This window comes from Chryseobacterium carnipullorum (assembly GCF_900142785.1).
Lineage (GTDB): Bacteria > Bacteroidota > Bacteroidia > Flavobacteriales > Weeksellaceae > Chryseobacterium > Chryseobacterium carnipullorum.
Map to the genome: position 1 here is coordinate 1 of NZ_FRCD01000012.1, position 24,610 is coordinate 24,610.

The 24,610-nt window shown below is 41.2% G+C and carries 13 protein-coding genes; 8 read left to right on the top strand and 5 right to left on the bottom strand.

Translation table 11 applies throughout. From position 1 onward, the window contains the following. Positions 1 to 69: 69 nt before the first annotated feature. On the top strand, positions 70 to 1,290 hold the full coding sequence (locus BUC06_RS14015) for a serine hydrolase (RefSeq protein ID WP_073334644.1): 1,221 nt from the start codon (positions 70 to 72) through the stop codon (positions 1,288 to 1,290). 119 nt (positions 1,291 to 1,409) lie between these two features. Here BUC06_RS14015 and BUC06_RS14020 read toward each other — a convergent pair whose 3' ends face one another. From BUC06_RS14020 to BUC06_RS14035, 4 genes are all read right to left on the bottom strand, one after another. Next, positions 1,410 to 1,607, bottom strand: coding sequence for a hypothetical protein (locus tag BUC06_RS14020; protein WP_139263363.1), 198 nt, complete (start codon positions 1,605 to 1,607; stop codon positions 1,410 to 1,412). 374 nt (positions 1,608 to 1,981) lie between these two features. Beyond that, positions 1,982 to 3,745 carry a flavin monoamine oxidase family protein gene (locus tag BUC06_RS14025; RefSeq protein ID WP_073334646.1) on the bottom strand — a complete coding sequence of 588 codons (1,764 nt, stop codon included), beginning with the start codon at positions 3,743 to 3,745 and terminating at the stop codon, positions 1,982 to 1,984. Positions 3,746 to 3,758: 13 nt separating this feature from the next. Next, entirely contained in the window at positions 3,759 to 4,946 is a 1,188-nt protein-coding gene (locus BUC06_RS14030) for an FAD-dependent oxidoreductase (protein ID WP_073334647.1), read from the bottom strand. Positions 4,947 to 5,322: 376 nt separating this feature from the next. After that, positions 5,323 to 5,739, bottom strand: coding sequence for a hypothetical protein (locus BUC06_RS14035; RefSeq protein ID WP_073334648.1), 417 nt, complete (start codon positions 5,737 to 5,739; stop codon positions 5,323 to 5,325). Positions 5,740 to 6,026: 287 nt separating this feature from the next. On the opposite strand from BUC06_RS14035, the gene glsA reads away from it, so the two are divergent. Further along, entirely contained in the window at positions 6,027 to 7,040 is a 1,014-nt protein-coding gene (glsA, locus tag BUC06_RS14040) for a glutaminase A (protein ID WP_083564078.1), read from the top strand. Between the two features lie 114 nt (positions 7,041 to 7,154). Here glsA and BUC06_RS14045 read toward each other — a convergent pair whose 3' ends face one another. Further along, positions 7,155 to 8,183 (bottom strand): rod shape-determining protein, encoded by a 1,029-nt coding sequence (locus tag BUC06_RS14045; RefSeq protein ID WP_073334649.1) that lies wholly within the window; start codon positions 8,181 to 8,183, stop codon positions 7,155 to 7,157. 482 nt (positions 8,184 to 8,665) lie between these two features. Here BUC06_RS14045 and BUC06_RS14050 point away from each other — a divergent pair, with 482 nt between their 5' ends. From BUC06_RS14050 to BUC06_RS14075, 6 genes are all read left to right on the top strand, one after another. Then, positions 8,666 to 9,115, top strand: coding sequence for a hypothetical protein (locus BUC06_RS14050; protein ID WP_073334650.1), 450 nt, complete (start codon positions 8,666 to 8,668; stop codon positions 9,113 to 9,115). 775 nt (positions 9,116 to 9,890) lie between these two features. Further along, positions 9,891 to 16,886: a type I polyketide synthase gene (locus tag BUC06_RS14055; RefSeq protein WP_073334651.1), complete on the top strand. Its 6,996-nt coding sequence runs from the start codon at positions 9,891 to 9,893 to the stop codon at positions 16,884 to 16,886. 19 nt (positions 16,887 to 16,905) lie between these two features. Then, entirely contained in the window at positions 16,906 to 21,138 is a 4,233-nt protein-coding gene (locus BUC06_RS14060) for a type I polyketide synthase (protein ID WP_073334652.1), read from the top strand. Then, on the top strand, positions 21,126 to 21,425 hold the full coding sequence (locus BUC06_RS14065) for an acyl carrier protein (protein WP_073334653.1): 300 nt from the start codon (positions 21,126 to 21,128) through the stop codon (positions 21,423 to 21,425). The genes BUC06_RS14060 and BUC06_RS14065 overlap by 13 nt, the downstream gene beginning before the upstream one ends. After that, the gene (locus tag BUC06_RS14070; RefSeq protein WP_073334654.1) at positions 21,416 to 22,210 is read left to right on the top strand and encodes an alpha/beta fold hydrolase; all 795 of its coding nucleotides are present in this window, start codon (positions 21,416 to 21,418) and stop codon (positions 22,208 to 22,210) included. Before BUC06_RS14065 ends, BUC06_RS14070 begins: the two co-directional genes overlap by 10 nt. After that, positions 22,203 to 24,608 carry a glycosyltransferase gene (locus BUC06_RS14075; RefSeq protein ID WP_073334655.1) on the top strand — a complete coding sequence of 802 codons (2,406 nt, stop codon included), beginning with the start codon at positions 22,203 to 22,205 and terminating at the stop codon, positions 24,606 to 24,608. Before BUC06_RS14070 ends, BUC06_RS14075 begins: the two co-directional genes overlap by 8 nt. The last annotated feature ends 2 nt before the right edge of the window (positions 24,609 to 24,610 follow it).

The following is a 24,610-nucleotide window of genomic DNA, read 5'->3' on the forward strand; positions in this document are numbered from 1 at the left end:
TTTAATACATTCTAATTTGAAAGCAACGCTAAATTTTTCTTTTCTATACATAAAAAATGCCCCTAAAAAGTGTCTAACTTTTTGGGGGCAGTCCAAAAATACCTTCCGGATTTTCCTTATTCCAATATCAGTATTAGGCATTTGCTCAGCAATACTTCCGGGTTGGCGCAGGAGTATACTTTATTTGATAGTATTATTAAAGAACAGCCGGGAAAAATAATTTCCAATCAGGATATTATCCCAACGTTTATTCGTTTCAAAACACCACTTGCATTCGTGCCCGGAAGCAAATGGGATTACAATAATGTTAACTTTTGTATCGCTGCCATGATTATCGAAAAAGTATCAGGAATGAGTTATGCCGTTTATCTGAAGAAAAATATTTTCGGCCCGGCAAAAATGAACAATTCATTGGTTCCGATCGACAGAAAAAGAAAAGAAATCAATCAGGTAGAACGATACGCTTATCCTAATCTGTATTCAACGGATCTTGTTAATGTCAATACCTTAAAAGAACCACTTCCAATCCATGCAAAAAGCAATTTTTATGGAAATGGGGGGATTGTAAGTACAGCCTCAGACCTTCAGAAATACCAGAATGCCTTATTTACCCATCAGATTTTAGGAACGAAAGAATTGGAGGAAGCTTTAACAGCTACATTACTTAATGATGGAAAAAAGGTAACGTATACGATAGACGGAAAAGAGATGAGCTACGGACTGGGCTGGGCCATGTATACCGATGAAAGTAACGGGAAAATAGTTTTTCACGATGGATCTATCACAGGACTTACCAGTATCCTGATCCATAATATGGACAAAAATCAGACGGTGATCCTTCTTGCCAACACTGGTAATAATCCTGTTTTTTCAACATCCAATGTCGTATTTCAATTGCTTGATCATCAGCCTTATACTATGCCTGTAAAAAATCTATCAAGAATGTATGGCAGTTTACTTGACAAAAGAAGTCAGGATAAAGCCAATCAGCTGATTCAGGAATATTTAAAAAATACAGCCCGTTACGATGCCACGGAAAGAGATTTCAATAGATTAGGGTATCAGTTTCTCCGACTTCAGAAATGTGAAAACTCCTTACAGACTTTCCATGCAGCTTCATTAATTTTTCCAAAGAGCTGGAATGTCTATGATAGCTATGGCGAGGCACTGCTCCAATGTGGAAAAAAAGAAGAGGCCGTTAAGATGTATCAGAAATCGCTTGAATTAAATCCGGAAAATACAAATGCGAAGGAAGTGATGAAGAAAATGGATGGAATATCTAAGACATAATGTATTGTCAGATCCGGTTTAAAAGTTTTTTTCCATTCTGTTCTTTAATATGGGTAAACAAGAGAGACTGTCTTTTGGACAGCCTCAACTCAACATAGAATTAGTAAAAAATAATTAAATTATTGATGCTTTCCATATCGGTTTCCTGTTTTTGCATTTTGGTAAGTACCTCCTTTATGAGAACTTCCTTTTCCGCTTTTATAGGTTCCGCTATGGCTTGAAGAATGTCTTTTGCCTGAATATCTTTTCTGGGCACTGAAATTTTGAAAGGAGATGAACAGCAATACCAAAGTAATAAGTGTGATGAGTTTTTTCATAGGATCATATATTTTTAAATGAGACATCATAGTACCTGTTGTGTACTTGGTTTTTGTATTTAAATAATTTAATATCAATTTTTTGTAGGGATAAAAATCTCAGGCTTTGCTCAGAACCACATCTTCTTTTAAAACAGCATGTTATTAAGGGTGTCACACTGAGCGAAGCCAGAGTGTATAAGATTAAAGTATTTTTTTTCTTCCTATCGAATAAAATAACAGGTTAATCTTTCTATTGTTCTACCTGAAGTAAAAGTAATTGACTTTCAGTAATCAACCTTACGGATATCCGTAAGGTTGAAATTATAATATAAAAAACCGCCTCACTTCTGAAAATGAGACGGTTGTGCTGTTTTATAAATGACCTTGTTGATCTACCAGCCCATATAGTAAGTAGGGCTCAGCCAGATCGGGCGGTCCATTCCGAAATGTTCCTGCAGCATTTTTTCCGCTTCGCAGAAAGCGCCTTCCACCCATCCCTGCTGGTCAGAATAAGCTTCTCCGATAATATGAATACGTTCATTTGCTACAGGCTTTCTCATATAAGGCATTACATTTTCAACGGAGTAGCCAGCTTTCCACGCATGGTATCCGGCACCAAAAGGCTCATCCGTCCAGTCTTTGAAGTACGTCACATAAGGTTCCGGTATCGTGACATCCGGGCCGTGCAGTTCACGAAGCTGATTCATCAATTCGTCGACCATGAGCTTGGTAGCCTGAACATCATCCAGTTGGTGCAGTTCTTTTAGCGAAGCAGATTTTGCAGCTCTTACCTCGAAAAGCAGTTTGTCATCCGTTAGCGCTTTCCAGAACGTCTCAGTTTCCATATCTCCGTAACTTCCCAGCAGCATGGAATTGTTCGTTTCAGGATCGGTCCCGAAATAATAACACTGTCTCATCGGCAGGTCCGTAATAGAGTGCCCGGAATCAATTTGTAATTCTTTCCACCATGGATATTCAAAGCCCATCAATATTTTAAAGGCAGGTTCCATGATCACAGAACGGATATTGGTATTCAATACTGAATTCTCATTAATATTGAAAAAGAAATTATTCTGATCCAAAAGCTCCAGCGATTTTCTTGGCATGGCAAGAATCAAGGTATTGGCATACACATTCCATGTCGTGTTTGTTTTCAGATTTAAAAAAGTCAGCTGGTATTTGTGAGTATTGGTTAAAGAATGCTCTTTGGTGAAAGTAAGCAGCTTATTTTCAGACCAGATGCATGCCCCTTCATGATCCATATAAGAATTCGCCACTGCATAAGCGATGCTGTCATAGCCTTCTTCAATCGTTTTATAAATGGTTCCCGCAGAAAAATCTCCTACCATATAAGGAAAAGCTTCCGCTGAGTTCCAGTTGATGGTATTGGAATAATAGCCGCCGGCATTCGCTACAAATTCATAGCCCTCCTGAGAAATCTGATCTTTAATCAGGTTCCAGAATCCTAAATCATTCACTTTGCGCTGATCATAGGGAGAATTCGGGAAATTGTAAACCAATCGGGGTTTGATCACATCCCAGTCTTCGCTGGTTAATTTAAAAGAATAATCATAAATGCCATCTCCTTTGATGATTTTATCTTTATACGTTTCAGCCACCCATGGATCTGCCATTAAAACCTCATAAATAATCTTGTTAAACAGCTGATCTGAACTGAAACCATCATCATCGTCATTCAGGTAATAGCGGGTAGGCAGTTTTTTACCTTCATCCTGAGCTACATTCCAGGCATCCTGCTTGCAGCGGTCTTTCCGGAGGTACATTAACAGTTTTGAAGGATCACCCATTGGAAATGCAACAGGAGTCATCGTATCTTTGAGAACAGGAATACGCTTCGCAGGATCTTCTTCGGTAAGAGGATAACCTTCAATCAAGGTCGTTACAATTTCCTGAGAAGTCAGATACCGCATACCGCCCAATTCACCCCAGAAATTCATTCCAGGCATAACCACAGATTCCAGCCTTCCGCCCAGCTTATTGTTCATGTCGAAAATCTGGACTTCACTTGCCTTGTATTTTTTATCCGTAACCAAACGGTAAGCAGTATATAATCCGGAAGTTCCGGCACCAATAATGGCGACTTCTATTTTTAAATCAGGATGTTTTCCTGTATTTAATGGTGTATTTTTATTCATTATGTAATCGTTTTTAAATAGATTTAAAGAATTTGCGTCCTAACTGGAAATGCGAGATATCAAAATCTGTATGCCCGTCCAAAGCAAGATCAGACATGATTTTCCCTAAGAAAGGAGTGAATTTTGCGGCCCATCCGGTGGCATATACCACGATGTTTTTATAATTCGGGACATATTTCGGGGCAAAATCAATCAACAGTTCCTTATTCGGTATCGTACTCAGGGCAATAAGACAGGTTGAGGTGTATTCAGGTTCTGTACCCAGTCCTGTCATATGCTGCTGCACCCATTCAGAAGTATAGGCCAGCTCCTGAGGATTCGGAATTAATGTCCGGTCACTGGGTTCTTCCAAAGGAGTAATCACAAAGTCCGGTGCTACCCGGATATATTCCGGATGATCCCAATCTACGGAAGGAAAACCATAAAACTGATTCCCGTTTTCACCTATTGCATTTTGAAACACAAACCAGGTTGGATACTGGATCGTAGGATCCGTTTTCTTAAAATAAGCTGAAGACATATTCCAGTACGTTGCTTCTATCTTAAAATCAAGTAAGTTAATCACGCTGTTGATATAAGGTCCTGGAATGATGGCCAATTTTTTAGCGATATAAATTCCGTTGGGAGTCGTGATTTCGAAGAGTTCTCCTATTTGTTTGATATCAAGTACTGGCGAGTTTTCTTCTAATTGAACGGTTTCTTCTTTCTTGCAAAGGTCTAAAAGCGTTTCAATGGTTGCTTTAAAATTGATGCTGGCCCCATCCGGTTGAAACAGTCCCGTATAATTTTCAGGTAAATTTTTAAATTGGTATTTCTCCTCAATTTCCTTTGATGTCAGGGTAGTATAGGGAACGTCCAGAGCTTGCAGTGCTTTCTCAGCTTCAGCGATATTTCCTTCAGTGGAATGTACTTCCGGATCTCCAAACCAGAGCGTGCCTACTTTGTCAAGCAGTGATTTATTGGCTTCCTTTTCGAGGGCATCCCAATACGGTTGGGCCTCAAGAGCCATCTTTACCATATATTCATCAGGATACGGAATCCTGAACTGACGCGAAACGCCTGCGGAGCTTCCTAATTGATTCACAAAAGTAAACTGTTCCAGGACTAAGGTGTCAGCTTTTCGTTGACCCAGATGATAGGCAGTGGCTAAGCCTATAGCGCCGCCGCCAATGACAATGACGTCGTAGTTTTCTGTTTTCATAGGTATTAGTTTTTTTATCTGAAAAATCCGCGTACTCATCACGAATTAAATGATGATCATAAAAGCTTTTTAAGTACTTTTATTTTTATTCTCGCAGATCATGCAGACCGCGCAGATCCACAAACATGAAAATCTGCATCATCTGATTAATCTGCGTGAAATTTTAAAACATGCGATATGTTCTCATTTGCTTTTTCGGGATCAATGAAATTGATTCCAAATTTGCTTCCCTGAGTTTTGTACATGATGCACAATTACCGGCCGTGTTTTTCGAAAGTTTTAAACACACGAGTTTTACATCATGCACTATAACTCGCAAAAAAAACGGCCGCCAATTGAAGGATATGGACTGGTTATGATTGAGACTTTTTTCGTTCTAGTGAGATTTGCACATGGCATCCCAAGTGGTCCAGAAATGCGCATTAATGGCACCGGGAGGAGGGGAAGTACTGTCTGCAACAATACCCACCATGGAGGCACAGTTGGAATTACAGCCTATTTCATTGTAACTGCCTTTCTGAGGAGGGATCTGACGCCATGTACCCGTCGATCCGCTTAATAATTCTACTTTAATATCAAAAATACCCGAAAGATTAGGTGTCTGAATTTGCTTTGTAGGATCTTCACTTGAAATGACATCACTCCAGTTGCCCTGTGAGAAAGTCACGCGCCATGTTGAAATCATTGTAGAGGTATTGTTCTGAGGGGAAAGATATACCCAGAACTGAGCGCCGTTACCCAGTTGAAGCTGGCCGGACGAGTTTGCGATTCCGCTTACGTTGGATGTTTCCATGTTGAATATATTTTGATTGGTTAGTTTTTGTTTGTAATGGCTTTTCGGAAGTACATCAGAATACTTTGTAATCTTCCTTTTTAAGCTTTGATTTGTATCTCAAAGTAACAAACAAGAAAGAATCTGTGGTAGCGTACAAATGACAAATTACGGTTTTGGGTAGAAATACCTAATCTTATGAAATTTATTTATACTCATCCTGTGGTCGGGAGATTTGCGGGTAATCCATGAAATACTTTATCTTTGTTTTTCGGGGTTGATGATCAGATATTAGCCGAAATACCTATATGAATAACAACAGTTTCCTATTTTCTGCAAAAGGAATTTATATTGCAGCCTTTCTTTCTTTAAATACCATAATATATGCTCAGAAGACCGCAGATATTTCCACCATTTCTGAAAAAACATTAAGCAGCATTCTTGAAAAAAACAGAACCTATTCTACGCAGGGTAAAGTGGCGGATTATATTCCCGAACTGGGAAAAATGGATGCCAGAGCCGTCGCTTTCTCAGTGGTAGAGAAAAATGGGAGAGTGCTGAATGTGGGAGATGTTCACAAGAAATTTACCATGCAGAGTATATCGAAAATCATCGCCCTGATGATTGCTGTCAATGAAAAAGGTGAGGCCAATGTTTTTGATAAAATGGGCTATTTCGGAACCGATAAACCCTTCAATCATTTTTCCAACCTGGAAACCACAGGTAAGCCGCTGAATCCGATGATAAATGCAGGAGCCATTCTTACCACTTCCTTAATTTCCGGTGAAGGTGAAAAACCATTTCTTAAAATTTTAGAGATGGTTCGTTATATTACCAAAGATCAGACAATTGATTACAGTAAATCTGTGTATGAATCCGAAAAATCTACCGGGCACCGCAACCGCGGAATGTTCTATCTGATGAAAAACAACGGACTCATCTCAGGCAATGAAGATCAGCTGGACAATTATTTCAAGCAATGTTCTATTGAGCTGACGGCTGAAGATTTAGCCAAAATCGGATATTTCTTTGCTAATGCTTGCGTTCGTTTTGATGGAGATGCAAAGTACAAAAACGAAGAAGTTGCAAAATTGGTGGAATCACAAATGCTTATTGCAGGGATGTATGAATTCAGTGGGGAATATGCACGAACGGTAGGGTTGCCAAGTAAGTCAGGGGTTGGCGGCGGAATTACAGTGAGTGTACCCGGAAGAATGGGGATCGGGGTTTTCAGTCCGGCTTTGGACCAGCATGGAAATTCCTCAGCAGGATATCATATGATTTTAGACCTGGTAAAGCAGTACGGTTTAAGTCTGTTTTAAAAAGAATTCCGGTGCTTATCCACAAATTGAATAACTATTAAGAAAATATAAGATTAAAAATTAAAAGGCTTCAAATCACGTGATTTGAAGCCTTTTTTATGATGATCAGATCGTTTAGCTGCTCATAAGAAATCTGAACTTATTAATGTTTTTAAGGGCAATACCCGTTCCACGTACCACCGCTCTTAAAGGATCTTCTGCAACACATACAGGCAATCCTGTTTTTCTGTGTATACGGTCTGCCAGCCCATTCAGAAGGGCACCACCTCCGGCAAGATAAATTCCTGTTTTGTAGATGTCTGCTGCAAGTTCAGGTGGCGTCAGAGAAAGGGTTTCCATCACAGCATCTTCAATTCTCATAATCGATTTATCAAGTGCCTTGAAAATTTCCTTATAATTCACCATAATTTCTTTTGGCTTACCCGTGATCATATCTCTTCCCTGTACAGGAATGTCTTCTAAAGGATAATCCAGCTCTTCCAGTGCAGAACCTATCTCAATTTTTATTCTTTCGGCGGTTCTTTCCCCAACATATAAATTGTAGTACGATCTCAGAAAATAAGCAATATCATTGGTGAAAACATCACCCGCTATTTTTAAAGACTTGTCACAGACGATACCTCCCAGTGCGATAACGGCTATTTCTGTAGTTCCGCCGCCTATATCAATAATCATATTTCCCTCAGGATTTTGAACGTCAATACCAGCGCCAATAGCTGCAGCCATGGGTTCGTAGATCAGCTTTACCTCTTTAGCATTTACCTTCAGTGCAGAATCTTTTACCGCTCTTTTTTCCACCTCTGTAATTCCTGAAGGGATACAGATGACGATTCTCAGCGCAGGTTGGATAAATCTGCCTCTGATGCCGGGAATTTGTTTAATGAATTCCTTGATCATATGTTCTGAAGCATGAAAGTCTGCAATAACTCCATCTTTTAACGGGCGAACCGTTTTGATATTTTCGTGGGTTTTCCCCTGCATCAGCTTGGCCTGCTCTCCAACGGCAATAGGTTTTCCTGTTGTGCGGTCAATAGCAACAATCGAGGGCTGGTCAATGACGATTTTGTTGTTATGTATAATCAAGGTGTTGGCAGTTCCAAGATCCATTGCGATCTCCTGCGTAAACATATCAAATAGCCCCATCTTTTCATTGTTTTATTAAGACTGCAAAGTACGGCTTTATCGATTGATAAAAATACTTCCGGACTTTACAATTGGAGTTAAAATTGTGTTAATTATCTCCATATATTCGCTGAATCCATTTCACTTTCTGAAGAATTATATCATGTTATTGATAAAAAGTTCTTGTAAGACAATTAAATGCCGTAAAAAAGTAAAATATAGAAAATTTTATAGTGGTACTTATCAAATACGAATATCCCTTGAAGAACGCGATCTTAAAAATACCACTTAATGACGATGAAAAATCAGTGTAAATTACAGGCGTAGAGTTCAGCCATCAAATCATCTTACTTTTAAGCTCTTTATATTTTGAACTGCCCACCGGAAGAATCTCACCTGCCTGATCTTTAAAATTTTGTAAAAATGATATCTAATATAAAGATTAAATAACAGAATGCATACATTTGGCCTTTGACGGTATACTCCTAAAATTATAATAACAAATGGCAGATGAAATACAGATTTTAAAAGATTTTGTTGAAGGGAAAGTTTCAGATTATGATTTTGAGCAACAACTTTATATAAATTCAGCATTGGAGAAATTGCTTTCAGACTCAGCGGTTAATTGGTACGGAACCTACTTACAGGGTACAACAGCTTTCCTATACTTAATCGGTCAAAACTATAAAAATACTGAGGGACGTTTAAATGCTCACGAAACAGTACAACTGTTTTTAAATAAAATAGGAATTGAAGTCGTGACTTCTGCAAAACATACCGATGATTATGAACTGTTGCTCCGTATATGCCCTAAATTTATTGATGCGGAAGCAGATTTTATTGAAAAATATATTGTACCGGAAGACAAAACCCTTTCAAAAGCTGAGCGGAAACAGTATATGAAACAGCGGTATGCAGAACTTTTTAAATACCAGACAAAACCACCGAAATGAATACAGAATCCGGATTGGCCCATCAAAAATGAGAAACCTTTGTACTTTCTAGGACAGGTAGACCTTAAAAAAGGAGAACTATTCCACGATGAGGGAAGTATCTTTCTGTTTATAGATGCCGAAACAGGAATCGTTGAGACGGTAAAACAATTATATTGAAAATAAATTACAGTCTATTAAAATTAACTGTCAAGGAATTTTTCCGACCAGAGTCTTTACAACTGTACAGGCTTTATTTTTTTGATTTAGCAATGAGTAGTTTTTTTAATCTTCTTATTTTCATGGCGTTGCTTCCTGGTGATGTTGTTTTTTTTAATAAAAAATCTCTTGAATTTTTATCACTGAATATTTTATTTCCGATTTATCTGATCTTTTTCATACGATGACGGAAGTCAGTTTTTCCAGATTTCATCCGGCTTTATAGGTGTGTTATCTTTATGTAATATTAGAAAAATAATTCTCTTATTTTTGATTTATTATATTTTTTATTTCTATATTTGCTTTAAATTATCACTTATAAACCTTTATAATTGAATCGTATAGACTGTACCGTCTTATTTCTGATAATAAAAATATAAACTGCATTTTTTGATATTATTTAAATTCATAATAATTTATTGTTAATAATTTATTATTAAATTTCATTTATGGTTGAAAATGTAGTATAAATTTATTATTTTTATTCCCTGATAAATGATAAATGCTGATTTGTGCCGAAAGGTGTAGCATTTATTAATGAAGTTTTCCCAGTTATTATCTCAATACCATAAATGCAATGAAAAATTTAACCATTATTGGATTAACGCCTTTTGAAAAGCCGGATGTGAATCTTATGTCTAAACTGCACCAGGCGGGTGCGTTTCCCATCTTAAGTTTAGGACAGGACCTGGCAGATGCTCAGGAAGCTCTGGATCAACTTGACCAGACCGATGTACCTTCATTTGGTATTTGCTTCGCTGATGATACCTTCATCTCACTTAAGATCCCGAAAAAAGTGAGGTTTGCGATCTTTCCCTCCGGTGTTTCTATGAGTGTTGCTCCTGATTTACCGGTTATTTATCAGGTAAACAGTCTGGATCAAGCCCTGAAGGCCGAACAGTCTGGAGCGGAAGGGATTATTATAAAAGGAAATGAGGCAGGAGGACTGGTAGGCTATGAATCAACATTTGTATTGTTTCAGCGTATTATCAAAGAAATCAGTGCCATACCTGTATGGGTACAGGGAGGAATAGGCCTCCATACCGCAGCAGCTGTAAAAGCGCTGGGAGCCACTGGTGTCGTACTGGATAGTCAGCTTGCCATGTTTCCTGAAAGTTCTGTTCCACAGGATGTAAAAGATCTATGCTCAAAACTGAACGGGACCGAAACAAGGATTATTGCTAACCATCGCGTATTGGTAAGGCCCAACTCACCTGTCTTACAGGAAGATGTAAATGCTGAAGAACTTAGATCACATTTTACTGATCTTGATCCAGCCAATAGTTATATTCCTATGGGGCAGGATATTTCGTTGGCGGTAGATCTCTATGAAGATTTCAAAACTCTTAAAAAACTGATTTTTGGTTTCAAAGAAGCGATGTATGGTCATCTGAAGCAGGCAAAAGCCCTTAAGGTAATCGATCAGAACAATATAATGGCCAAACAGCTGGGGCTTCGTTATCCTATTGCACAAGGACCAATGACCCGTGTCAGTGATGTTCCTTTATTTGCTAATGCAGTTGCAGAAGCGGGAGCTTTACCTTTCGTAGCTTTATCCTTACTTAAAGGAGAGGCTGCCAAAGCTTTGGTAATGGATACTAAAAAACTGGCGGGCGAAAAAACATGGGGAGTAGGGATTCTTGGATTTGCCCCTCAGGAATTGAGAGAAGAACAGACATCCTATATATTAGAGGCTAAACCTTCTGTAGTTCTTATCGCCGGAGGAAGACCGGCACAGGCTAAAGTATTTGAAAAAGCTGGAATAACAACCTTTCTGCATGTTCCTTCCCCTGCACTATTGGATATTTTCCTGAAAGAGAGAGCAACTAATTTTATCTTTGAAGGACGCGAATGTGGTGGCCATGTAGGCCCGCTTTCAAGCATGGTTCTTTGGGAGAAACAGATTGAAAGAATCTTAAAAGAAGATCATCCTGAAAAGATCAGTGTATTTTTTGCGGGTGGAATCCATAATGCTTTTTCAACCGCGTTTGTTTCCATCATGGCGGCTCCACTGGCAGCGCGAGGCGTAAAAGTAGGGGTATTGATAGGAACCGCATACCTATACACTGAAGAAGCCGTACAAACCGGAGCGATTCAGCAGGAATTTCAGCTACAAGCCATGCAGGCTAAAGACACGGTCTTATTAGAAACAGCACCGGGACACGAAACCCGTTGTTTAAATACAGCTTTTGCCCAACATTTCAGCACGGAGAAAACCAAACTTCTGGCAGCTGGAATGGATAAAAAAGAAGTTTGGGAAAAGCTTGAAAAATTAAACGTAGGCCGTCTTCGGATTGCTGCTAAAGGTGTTGAACGTCAGGGAGATCAATTGATCAATATCCCAACCAGCGAACAGCTGGATCTGGGAATGTATATGATCGGACAGGTCGCTACCATGCAAAACCGCGTGATCTCCGTTGCAGCCCTTCATCAGAATGTAAGTATTGATAATTATCAATATATTGAACAGGCAGCTTTGCCGGAAGAACCGTCATCAACAGAAAAACCACTGGATGTGGCTATTGTTGGGATGGAATGTATTTTTCCGGGGGCAAAAAACCTCGAAGAATACTGGCGAAACATTATATTAGGAAGAGACAGCGTCACAGAAGTGCCTGATGAACGCTGGAATAAAGAACTGTATTACCATCCCGATTCAGACGGACCGGATGTATCTCACTCGAAATGGGGCGGATTTATTCCAAAAATTGATTTCGATCCTTTAGCATTCGGAATTCCTCCGCAATCTCTGGCAGCCATTGAGCCAACACAGCTGTTGACCTTATTGGTTGCCAAACGGGCGATGGAAGATGCAGGCTATGGAGAAAAACAGATCAACAGAGAAAACATTTCTGTAATTATAGGTGCTGAAGGTGGGAATGACCTGGCCAACAGCTATAGTTTCAGAGGATATTATAAGCAGGTATTTGGAGAACTTCATGAAGAGGTGAAGCAGGCATTTCCACATACCACAGAAGATTCGTTCCCGGGTATTCTGGCCAATGTGATCGCAGGCAGGATTACGAACCGTCTGGATCTTGGAGGAAGAAATTTCACGGTAGATGCAGCGTGTGCTTCTTCTTTGGCAGCTATTGATTTAGCCTGTCAGGAATTGATATTAGGAAAATCAGATATGGTTCTTGCAGGAGGAGCGGATTTACATAACGGAATCAATGATTACCTGATGTTTTCAAGTACGCACGCCCTTTCAAGAAAAGGAAGATGTGCAACATTTGATGGGGAAGCTGACGGGATTGCCCTTGGAGAAGGGGTGGCGATTCTTGTCTTAAAAAGATATGAAGATGCCGTTCGCGATGGCGACCGTATTTATTCTGTAATCAAAGGAGTAGGAGGATCAAGTGATGGAAAAGCACTAGGTCTTACAGCTCCAAGAAAAATAGGACAGGTACGTGCTTTGGAACGTGCGTATTCCCAAGCAGGGATTAGTCCTGCGACTGTTGGTTTAGTGGAAGCCCACGGAACCGGGACTGTCGTAGGAGATAAAACCGAGCTCAGCGCTTTGACCAATTTATTCAGCCGTTCAGGAGCAATACCGGGACAGACTCACTTAGGTTCCGTAAAAACACAGATCGGACATACCAAATGTGCAGCTGGATTGGCTGGATTGATCAAAGCTTCTCTGGCAGTCTACCACGGGGTGAAACCTCCCACGCTTCATTTGCAGCAGCCCAATGCTTATTATAACGCTGAAACCAGTCCTTTTGCTTTTTATGCAGAAAGTGGATTGTGGACCGAGAAAAACCGTTATGCCGGAATCAGTGCTTTTGGATTCGGGGGAACCAACTTCCATACGGTCATTGCCAATCATCCTAAGCAGGATGATGCTGCAGTATTGCAATCGTGGCCGTCGGAATTATTTGTTTTCCGTGGAGAGACCTATGACGAAGCTAAAATCAAATTGGCCCAGATCAAGTCCTTATTAGAAATCAACGATGATATTCCTTTAAAAGATATGGCCTACAGTTTAGCGGTCGATTCAGAAAAACCAATTCAGCTAAGCATGGTCGCCGATACTACTGAACATTTGATGATGAACATCGAACTGGCATTATCAGGCATTGAAAGCAAAGATACATTTACAGTCAACAGACGTGATGGTAAAGTAGCATTCCTGTTCCCAGGACAAGGCAGTCAGAGAATCAACATGGCTCGAGATCTGTTCGTCGCTTTTCCGGCCATGCGTAACCTGATTGAAGGATATCCTGAACTCGAAAAAGTAGTTTTCCCTTCCGCTACCTTTAATGAAGCTGCTTTAAAACAGCAAAAAGAAGCCATTAAAGATACCCGTCTGGCACAACCTATTTTGGGAATAGTTGACCTCGCGCTGGCTAAATTCCTTCAATCGCTGGACATTGTTCCGGATATGGTGGCAGGCCACAGCTATGGTGAATTACCAGCTTTATGTTTTGCCGGCGTTTTTGAAGAAGAAAAACTGGTTGATTTGAGTATTCAAAGGGCTCACGCTATTTTAGATTCAGTAGAAGGCGGAGATCCGGGTACGATGATTGCGGTGAGCACCACAAGAGAAAAGTTACAGCCGATATTGGACAAAACTGAGGGCTGTTATCCGGTTAATTATAACGCTCCAACCCAATGTGTGGTAGCAGGAAGTACACCGGCGATCAACAAATTAATGGAAATCCTTAAGCAGGAACGTATTTCTGCCAAGAAATTAGAAGTTGCCTGTGCATTCCATAGTCCGTTATTAGCCAAATCTAAAGGCTTGTATGATGAGGTCTTACAAGAGATTCCTTTCAGAGAAATGCAGATTCCGGTGTGGTCAAATACCAGTGCAAAAGTATATCCAGCAAGTCCATGTGAAATCAAAGAAAGACTGACGGATCATCTGGTACAACCCGTGAGATTTGTAGAAGAAATTCAGGCGATGTATGAGGACGGAGCCAGAATATTCATCGAAGTAGGTCCAGGGAAAGTCCTTTCCGGATTGACGAAATCCTGCTTAGAAAAAGATCAGCTGATCCTGTATGTAGAAGACAGCAACCGAAATAAACTGAGCCATCTTCTTTCCATGCTGGCGCAATATCTTGGAACTGGCAGAAGCTTCAGCATTGAAAAACTTTTCGATGGCCGTAATGCCAGACTGATTCAGATAGACCAGCCTGAACTGTATAAGAAAAATCCAGCCATCTGGCGTGTGAACGGACAGACGGCCCATCCAACCACAGGTAACTTGCCATCTAATGGTGCGTTACCGATACTAAAACCTATTCCCATGAACAATTTCACTAATACCCATCAAACTCCTGTAGCCGAACATCAGCCTGCCGCTGAACGTATGCTGCACGAATATTTAAATACCATGAATCAGCTGATCCAGGCACAGCGTGATGTGATGCTTTCCTTCCTGGGACAGAATCCACAAGTCAGCTCTGCACCTGTTTATGCTGCGCCGGTACACTCACCAATGAACGATCGTTTGGTGACAATTCCTGCACAGCCGGTTAATGTAGAAAAGCCTGCTGCTGTTGCGGTAAAACAGGCTCCGGTAAAAGATATTAAAACCTTGTTGCTACAGGTGGTCAGCGATAAAACAGGATATCCACACGAAATGCTCGGGATGGAAATGGATCTGGAAGCAGATTTGAGCATCGACTCTATCAAAAGGGTAGAAATCATAGGAACGCTTCGCAGTGAACTGGGAGCGCTTACATCAGATCATGCCAATGAAGATACAATCATGGAAAAATTAGCCTCGATCAAAACTTTAAATGGTTTGGTTTCCTGGTTGACAGAATTTACAGGAACTCCAATAGCTGCTCCTGAAAAAAACGGATCTGCGGTAACATCTGCATCAGAAGTAAAAAGTAAATCTGCATTCTCTCTTGAAGAACTTCAGCATGTCATTCTGGATATTGTCAGTGAAAAAACGGGTTATCCAAAGGAAATGCTTGGATTGGATCTCGATCTGGAAGCAGATTTAAGTATTGATTCCATCAAGCGTATGGAGATTATCGGAGATCTTAAAACCAAAATCGGTTTTGGAGAAGATATGGATCAGGCGGACGACCTGATGGAGAAGCTGGCTGCTATAAAAACACTAAAAGGATTGGCCTCATGGATCAGCGAAATGAGCGGAAACAACGATGCTGAGCCCGTACAAAATGGACTGTCGCGTCTTCGTTTTGGTTTGACTCCCACTGATGTTTCTACGGAACAGAATACTGAAATCATAAAGGGAAAACGTTTCGCGATTACACAGGACAACAGTTCGCAAACGCGGGCAATCAAAACTGCTCTTGAAAAATATGGTGCCATCGCAGAATTGGTAGATACAGAGAAAGATCTAAAGGATTTTGATGGACTGATCATTCTGGATCTGTTCTCCTCAACCGTAAAACACAGCATCATTGATCACGTAGATCAGATCAAGAAACTGGATCTTGATAAAGCCAAATGGGTGTATCTGATTTCAGACATTCCTGCTCATATTCAGGAACTGACTGATACCCGTCTTTTACGTCATTACAAAGGTTATCCCGGACTTTTCAAAAGTTTAGCGAGAGAATTTGAACAAACCTCTTGCAGACTGATCAGTCTGAGTACGCCACAGGAAGTTGATCAGATTACGGAGATTGCTTTAAAAGAAATATTAACCACAGATAAACCTTCCGAAGTCGTTTACAAACACGACCAAAGACATAAAATAGATATGATCCCTTCTCCATTGTCAACGAGCCTTGAAGAAGCACATATCCAGCTGGATCAGGAATCTGTAGTCCTGGTACTTGGTGGCGGGCAGGGAATCACTGCTGAATTGGTGAAGCATATGTCCGGAGCCTATCCATGCACCTATATTTTGGTGGGAAGATCAGCAGATCCGAGAGATGTCATAGCAGACCTTAAAGAAGTGGAAGCGATGAAAACCAAGGAAGAAATAAGAAGTTATCTTATTAAAACCGGAACATTCACTTCTCCTGCTGAAATAGAAAAAGAGACCGTAAGAATTTTCAAAAACAATCAGATCCTCCGTACGATCCGTGATATGGAACAACTGGGAAGTAAGGTAGTATACCAATCTTTAGACCTTTGTGACGAAGAAGGATTATCAGATTTGATCAAAAATATTTACGATAAGTACGCCCGTTTAGACGGAGTCATTCATGGAGCAGGTCTTTTGGAAGACAAACTGTTCAGACAGAAGACATCCAGCTCATTTGAGCGTGTATTCGATACAAAAGTAAAACCGCTTCGTGTATTGGCAGAACAACTTCGAGCTGACTGTCAGTTTGTAGTGCTCTTCTCAAGTATCGCTTCGGTATATGGAAATAAAGGTCAGACAGATTATGCTGCGGCCAACTCTGTACTGGATGATTATGCGAAAGCTTTAAACAAAAAATTAAAAGGAAAAGTAATTTCCATCAACTGGGGTCCATGGAAAGGAGCCGGAATGGTTTCATCAACGCTGGAAACAGAATACGAACGTCGTGGAATCTCTTTAATTCCATTGGACCAGGGAAAAGAAATTTTTCTTAATGAGATCAAATACGGAACCGAAAGTCAGGTATTGATCATGTCAGGAAGCAACTGGTAACCCTCTGTATACGATAACTATGAAAAAAACAGATGTTGCTGTCATTGGCTTATCCTGTGTCTTTCCCGGGGCACAGGATGCCAGCACTTTTTGGCAGAATATTGTCAATAAAGTAGATTCTACCCAATCGGCTCCGGCGGATAGGATTGATCCTGTACACTTCAGTGATGCTACCAGTCCTGTTGACAGATTTTACTGTAAACGTGGTGGATTTATTTCAGATTATGAATTTGATCCAACCGCTTTTGGGATTTTACCCTTAGCCGTTGAAGGGACAGAACCGGATCATTTGCTAACCCTTGATCTGGTACAAAAAGCCCTGGAAGATGCCGGTGTATTTCAAAAGGGAACATCCCTTGAAAAAACAGGAATCATCATTGGTAAAGGAAACTATACCGGTCCCGGAGCGACCCGTGCTATCGAAATTGTGCGAACCGGAGAACAGATTTCTTCGTTATTGCAGGAATTGTTACCCCAGGTATCTTCAGCAGATATCGAAAAGGTGAAGCATGCTTTCCAGGAACGGAAAGGACGTTTCGCAGCAGATACAGCCATGGGACTGATTCCCAATCTGGTTGCCTCTTTAGTTGCCAACCGTTTCAATCTGGGAGGTGCTGCTTTTACAGTAGATGCCGCCTGTGCCAGTGCCCTGATTGCAGTAGATCATGCCGTTCAGGAACTGAACCGTGGCCGTTGTGATATGGTTATCGCGGGAGGTGTGCATACCGGACAGAATGCTGCTTTCTGGAGTATTTTTGCCCAGTTGGGAGCTTTGTCTCATCAACAGCAGATCAAGCCGTTCAGTATGGATGCAGACGGATTATTAATTGGTGAAGGCTGTGGTTTCGTCGTGTTAAAACGAATGGAAGACGCAGTCCGTGATCAGGATAAAATCTACGCCGTGATCAAAGGCGTTGGCGTAAGCAGCGATGGTAACGGAATCAGCGTCATGAGTCCATCCGTTAAAGGTCAGCTTAAAGCGTTGCAACAAGCCTGGATTAATGCAGATCTGGATGAAAAACAGATTGGATATCTTGAAGCTCACGGCACAGGAACACCACTTGGAGATAAAACAGAGCTTCAGACCTTAGCGCAGTTTTTCACTAAAGAAGAAACAACCCAGGCTGCAGGAATTGGATCTGTTAAATCCAATATCGGGCATGCTATGCCGGCTGCCGGGATCGCAGGTTTAATCAAGACCTGCCTGGCGCTTCATCATGATACTTTACCCCCTACATTATATTGTGAAAATCCAATTGCAGATATGGAGCAGACCCGTTTTGCTCCGGTACAGGAACCGAAAAGCTGGTCAAAAACAGGCTTGCCGAAAGTAGCGGCAGTCAATGCCTTCGGATTTGGAGGGATCAATGCACACGTTGTTTTGGAAGGCTATGATATGCCGAAAAAAGACCGTGTTTTGGTATTGGCAAGGCCCACTCATGAAGAACTGCTTTCAGCTTTAAAAAATAAAGAAAACAGAGTAGGTGAAGGGGATTACCGGATTGCTTTATTCGACCCAACCCCTGAAAGAATAGAAAAAGCGATTAAAATTGTAGCTAAAGATAATCCATGGCGCAATAAACAGGATATCTGGTACACCAACACGCCTTTACTGAAAGATGGTGGTAAAATTGCCTTCGTATTTCCGGGGCTGGACGGCCTTGCGAAAGGCGAAGTAGACAGTGTCAGCCGTTATTTCGGATTGACCGAACCTATCGAAACAGAAGGAGAAGGTTTATTAACGGACGCACTGGGTATTTTCAACAAATGCAGTATTCTTGACAACGCCCTGAAAAAACTGGGAATTGTTCCTGATATGAATGCCGGACACAGCCTGGGAGAATGGCTGGCAGGATATTCCTCCGAACTGGCAGAAGTGAATTCTGTAAAAGCTTTGATCGATGTCCTTAATCCGGAAACCTTTGAATTAAAAGATTCCAGATTTATTGCGATCGGAGCGGGAATTGATGCGGTCAAGCCTTTTATCGATACCATTTCCAACCTCTATGTTTCCAATGATAACTGCCCTAATCAGGTAATCCTTTGCGGCAGTAATGAAGCCTTGGATGAATTGGTTCCATTATTAAAATCAAAACAGATCTTCCATCAGATTCTGCCGTTCCAGTCCGGTTTTCACTCGCCTTTTATCGCTGATCAACTGGAGGTTATCTTAGCAGGAATGGAAAAAGCACAGTTTCAACAGACGAAAATCCCATTGTGGTCTGCAACGACTTTGGAACCGTATCCTGCCGATCAGGATGCGATCAGAAAACTAAGCGCAGAGCATTTGGTGCAGCCTGTCCGTTTCCGTGAACTGACGGATAAACTGTATGAAGAAGGCGCAAAATTCTTTATTCAGATAGGCACCGGAGGATTGATCGGATTTATCGATGATACCTTAAAAGGAAAAGCATTCAGTACCATTGCTTCCAGCGTAGCCACACGATCTGCACTGGCTCAGATTCAGCGTGTGGTAGCTGCGTTATTCGTGGAAGGTAAAACAGTGGCATTGGACTTTTTAGAAATACAAAATCAATCCAAAAAATCAACAGGAAAGGGAATCAAATTACAGTTAGGTTCACCGATTATCCGCGATTTTAAAGAAATTCAAAATCTGGCTCAGTCTTTTGAAATGCCAAAGCAAAATACCATTACTGCCACGGTAGCTAAAACCGGACATCCGCTTGTTCAGGCCTTCCAGGACAATATTTCTGATATGATCCGCATGCAGGAAGAAGTATTGACGCTGTTTCAGAACCGTTCTGAAATTAAAGTGGCAAAACCCGTGATGCCTAAAGTACCGGTCAATAAGAATTTCTCGAAACTTTTACAGGTTACTTTAGAAAGTCATCCTTACCTTATCGATCACAGTTTATTAAGACAACCCAAAGGATGGCATGAACTGGCTGATATGGAACCCGTAATTCCGATGACGATGATTTTTGAGCAGTTAGCAGAAATCGCACAGGCAGAAATTCAGGGTACACGGGTTCATAAAATTATGAATGTAAGTGTGTTTCAATGGATGAATGTCGCCAAACCTTTTGAAAAAACAGTCAAAGGAGAATGGCGTTCAAATAACCACGCTTATCTTGATATAGAGAACTTTGCGAATGCAGAAGTCCTACTGGCTTCATCTGCGCCTGCAGTTCCTGTCTTTAACTTATCGATCGGAGATCTTCTGCCAATCGAAAGAACGCCAGAAGAGATTTATGACAAACATATGTTCCATGGAGAACGCTATCAGGGAATTGCAGAAGTTTCAGCAGTAGGAACGAAAGGAATTGTAGGAAAAATCAAAGGAAACGGTGGAAAAGGTTCTTTGCTTGATAATGCCGGACAGCTATTCGGATTGTGGCTGCAGCTTACCCTGACCAAAGACCGTATTGCTTTCCCGGTAAAAATCAGAGATATTGAATTCTTTGGAGATATGGAAGATCAGGACGGCCTTTTTGAATGTACCTGTATCCTTACAGAACTCAATGAAGAATTTGCCATTGCCGATATCATCCTGAAAAGAGACGGAAAAGTATGGTGCGCGATTACAGGATGGCAAAACCGCCGACTGGAAATCGATGAACCGCTGTGGAATGTTTCCATGTCGCCTTTGCACAACCGTCTTTCGGAGGAAATAGCTCCTGAAGTATTTTTCTTTCATCAGGCGTATACCAGAGTGGCTTCATGGGATTTTATTCTCAAAAGATATTTCAACCAGACGGAAAAACAATATCACCAGCAATTGTTTCCCAACAAGAGAAAAGAATGGATGGTGAGCCGTGTGGCGGTGAAAGATGCCGTTCGAAACCTTCTCCGCGAACAGAAAAATCATCCTTGCTTTCCAATCACTTTTGAAATAGGGAAGGATGAAGTTGGAAAGCCTTATCTGATCGGCGATGTTACCGAAGGTATCCATATTTCTCTGGCTCACAAAGGAAAAGATGCGGTGGGTATTGCACGTCATGGTGGTCCGGTGGGCATTGACATGGAGATCATGGAAGAACGCAGCTCCGGATTTTATGATCTGGTATTTACCGATCACGAATTAGCTTTATTAAAAGACAAGGATCAGGCAGAATGGACCACCAGGTTCTGGGTAGCCAAAGAAGCCTACGGGAAATTTCTGGGAACCGGATTGAAAGGAAACCCAAAGGCATTTGAAATCAAACATATTGAGGGAGATTACTTATGGATCAACCAAACTGAAATAAAAACTATTAAACATAAAAATTATATTATCGGATGGACACTATAAACCACACATTACAATTGAATCACGAGGAATTGTTCACTCTTTTAAAAGGTTTTATTACGGAAGTGATAGGCGCTGAATTTGTAGAGGAAATGGACATCACTCCGGAAAGTTCATTCACCAAAGACCTGGAAATGGACAGTATAGAAATTGTTTCTTTTTCTGAAAAGATCAAAGCGCATTTCGGCGATCAGATTGACTTCACGGGATGGCTGTCTTCTATGGACTTAGACGAACTGATCGACCTTGACCTGAGTATGATCATCAATTATATCTACGAATGCCAATAATCAATGTAAACCATAAACAAGTTCATATTCAGGAACTCAACAAAGGGGCTGAACACACGGTGGTGCTTATCCACGGGATGTTCAGCAACCTGTCCATTTATTATTTCAATATTGCCCCGATCCTGGCGAAACATTTTCATGTCGTGATGTACGATCTGAAAAGCCATGGCATGAGTGAACGTTTTACAGATGGCTATGATCTGGAAAGCATGTCATCCGATCTTTTGGCTTTGATAGATGTTTTAAACCTTAAAAAAGTACATCTGGCCGGATACAGTTTCGGAGGATTGATTGCCTTGAAAACGGTATTGAAAGCTCCGGACCGTGTCAGTCACTTGGTGGTGATAGAAGCCCCGGATCCTCAGGACGAAAAAGCAAGAAATATCATCGATGAATACAGCAAAGAGTTTCTCGAACATTATGTTGCCAATTTTACAGATACCACCAAGGTGCAGATGGGTAAAAGGCAGATGGAGAAAAACCACCGCATGTATGAGTTCCTGTTTGAAAAGACCAGCATCAAAGCAGATATGATCAGGGAAAAACATTTTCTGAGTGAAGCCAATTTCTCAGGACTGCATATTCCCACATTATTACAATACGGATCTGAATCCAATTGTAGACCTACAGGTGAATGGCTGAAAACCCAGATCATTTCATCTGAACTGGAACTGATTCCCGGTGATCACAATGTCCCGATACAGGAACCTGTTCAGATCGCAGAAACCATTGTTCATTTTTTATCTCAATCATTATCTAACACATTAACACAAAATCATGGCTAAATTTGTATTTGTTGTTCCCCCATTGACAGGCCATATCAATCCAACCTTAAGCATCGGCGCAGCATTACTGCAAAGAGGACATGAAGTGGCCTGGATCAGTCTTGATAAAAACTTAAGTACAAAACTTCCTGTCGGAGGAGAATTGTTACTCATTCAATATGATCAAACCGACGAAGAAAAAAAAGAAAGTGAGAACTATCTTGATATCATTTCTAAAAAAATAGTCTACGGAATCGACAGCATTAAGTTTCTGTACGATGAGGTCCTGATTCCCTTAAACAGACATTGTTATAACGGTATTGTTGCCTTGCTGGAAACCTATCAGCCCGATATGGTGATTGGAGATCATCAGTTATTTGCCGCCGCTATTGCTGCAAAAAAACTGAACCTTCCTTACAGCACCTCCGTTACCGCTCCGGCTGCTATTAAAATGATGGAGGAGCTGCCTAAAGTACACGAATGGGAAGTCAACAAGATCATTGAACTGCAGAAAGAATTGGGTGTGACGGAAAACCGTTCACTGGCTTCTTCCGATCTGCTGACTCTTGTTTTAACCTCGAAATATTTCTTTGGTGAAATGGATCTGCCGGAGAATTATCAGTTCACGGGACCTGTTCTTATGGAACGCCGCATCTCCTGTGAATTTGATTGGGACCGGTTGAAAAATGCTGCCAACAAAAAGATCTTAGTAAGTATCGGAACGACCTTCGATCATGATCATAAAAAAGCTTTTTTCCAGAAAGTAATTGATGCCTTTAAAGATGAAGAGGTAACCGTTGTACTAGTTTCTGATCCTCAGCTTTTTGACAGCTGGCCGGAGAACTTTATGGTGTATCAGCAGGTTCCTCAACTGGATCTGCTGCCTTATCTGGATGGAGTGGTTTGCCATGGCGGTCACAATACCGTCTCTGAAGCCCTTTCCAACGGTCTTCCGTTGGTGGTGATCCCTATTGCATATGATCAGTCGCATGTGGCTGGACGTGTGGTGCGTACCGGATCAGGAGAACGTCTTAATTTTAACCGTTTTAAATCTCATCATTTGAACGAGGCGGTTCAGAAGATTTTATACCAACCGGAATATAAAGAAGCTGCTGAAAAGGTTCGTGAATCTTTCGTTGAAGCGGGAGGTACCCCAACCGCTGCTGATCTGTTAGAAAAAGCATTGCTTCCTGTTTCAGAAAAGATAAAGACCGGATCTAAGTTTTTATTTGTGATTCCGCCGTTTTTCGGACACATCAGCCCGACCTTGAGTGTTGGTGCCAGTCTGATTGCCCGTGGACACGAAGTAAAATGGTTTGGAATTACCCCATTAGACCCTAAACATATTCCGGAAGGAGGAAGTTATTTTTATCCTGAAGAAGATCTGAGTCCGTTTCAGGAAGATATTCAGCGTATTTTAAAGAGACAGGATGACGGACCTGCATGTTCGGGCCCTGAAGTCATGAAACTGGCATTGGAGGAAACCTATGTTCCCTTTGCCAAAATGATGATGCCCGGATTAGAACGTCTTACTGATACGTGGAAACCTGATGTTCTCGTGAATGACTGTATCACTTTCGGAGGTGCATTATTTGCTCACAAACATAAGATTCCATGTGTAACAACTACGCCTGTTCCTCCCGATGTAATGGGTGATACCGCGAACAGCGCACCCAAAATATTCGAATGGCAGCAAAACCTGATCAAAGACCTTCAGAAAGAAGTGGGAATTGAGGATGAAGGCATTTTTATTCATTCCAATCAGTTGAATCTGGTCTTCACCTCACAGACGTTTGCAGATTTTGAAACCGTTCCGGCGCATATGAAGTTTGTAGGTCCGGTAAAAGGACGTCCGAACCCTGCTCCTTTTGACTGGGAAAAACTGGAAGCCTCTACGACCCCTAAAATATTTGTATCGCTGGGCACTTTGCTGGTAGATATCCGGAAAGCATTTTTTGAAAAGATCATTGCTGCTTTTGCAGATCAGCCTGTAACGGTGATCGCAGCCACTCCGCCGGACATATTTGATGAATGGCCATCTAATTTTATTGTAAGCGGTTTTGTTCCTCAATCTGCCCTCATGCCTTATATGGATATGGTGATCTGCCACGGCGGTTTCAATACCGTTAATGATACGTTCACCAATGGATTACCGATGTTGATTACGCCTATTGCCTACGATCATTTCCATATTGCGAAATTAATTGAAAAAGCAGGGTGTGGAATCAGCATCCGATACAAGCGATTACGGGTGGAAGCCCTTCGTGAAACCGTTTTTGAATTGCTGGAAAATCCGGTCTATAGAAACGCAGCGAAAGAAGTTCAGTCGAGTTTGCTCAATGCAGGCGGTAACGACCTGGCGGTAGAGCTGCTGGAAGGTTTTGTACAACAGGAACAAACATCATTAGTTTTAGGATAAGC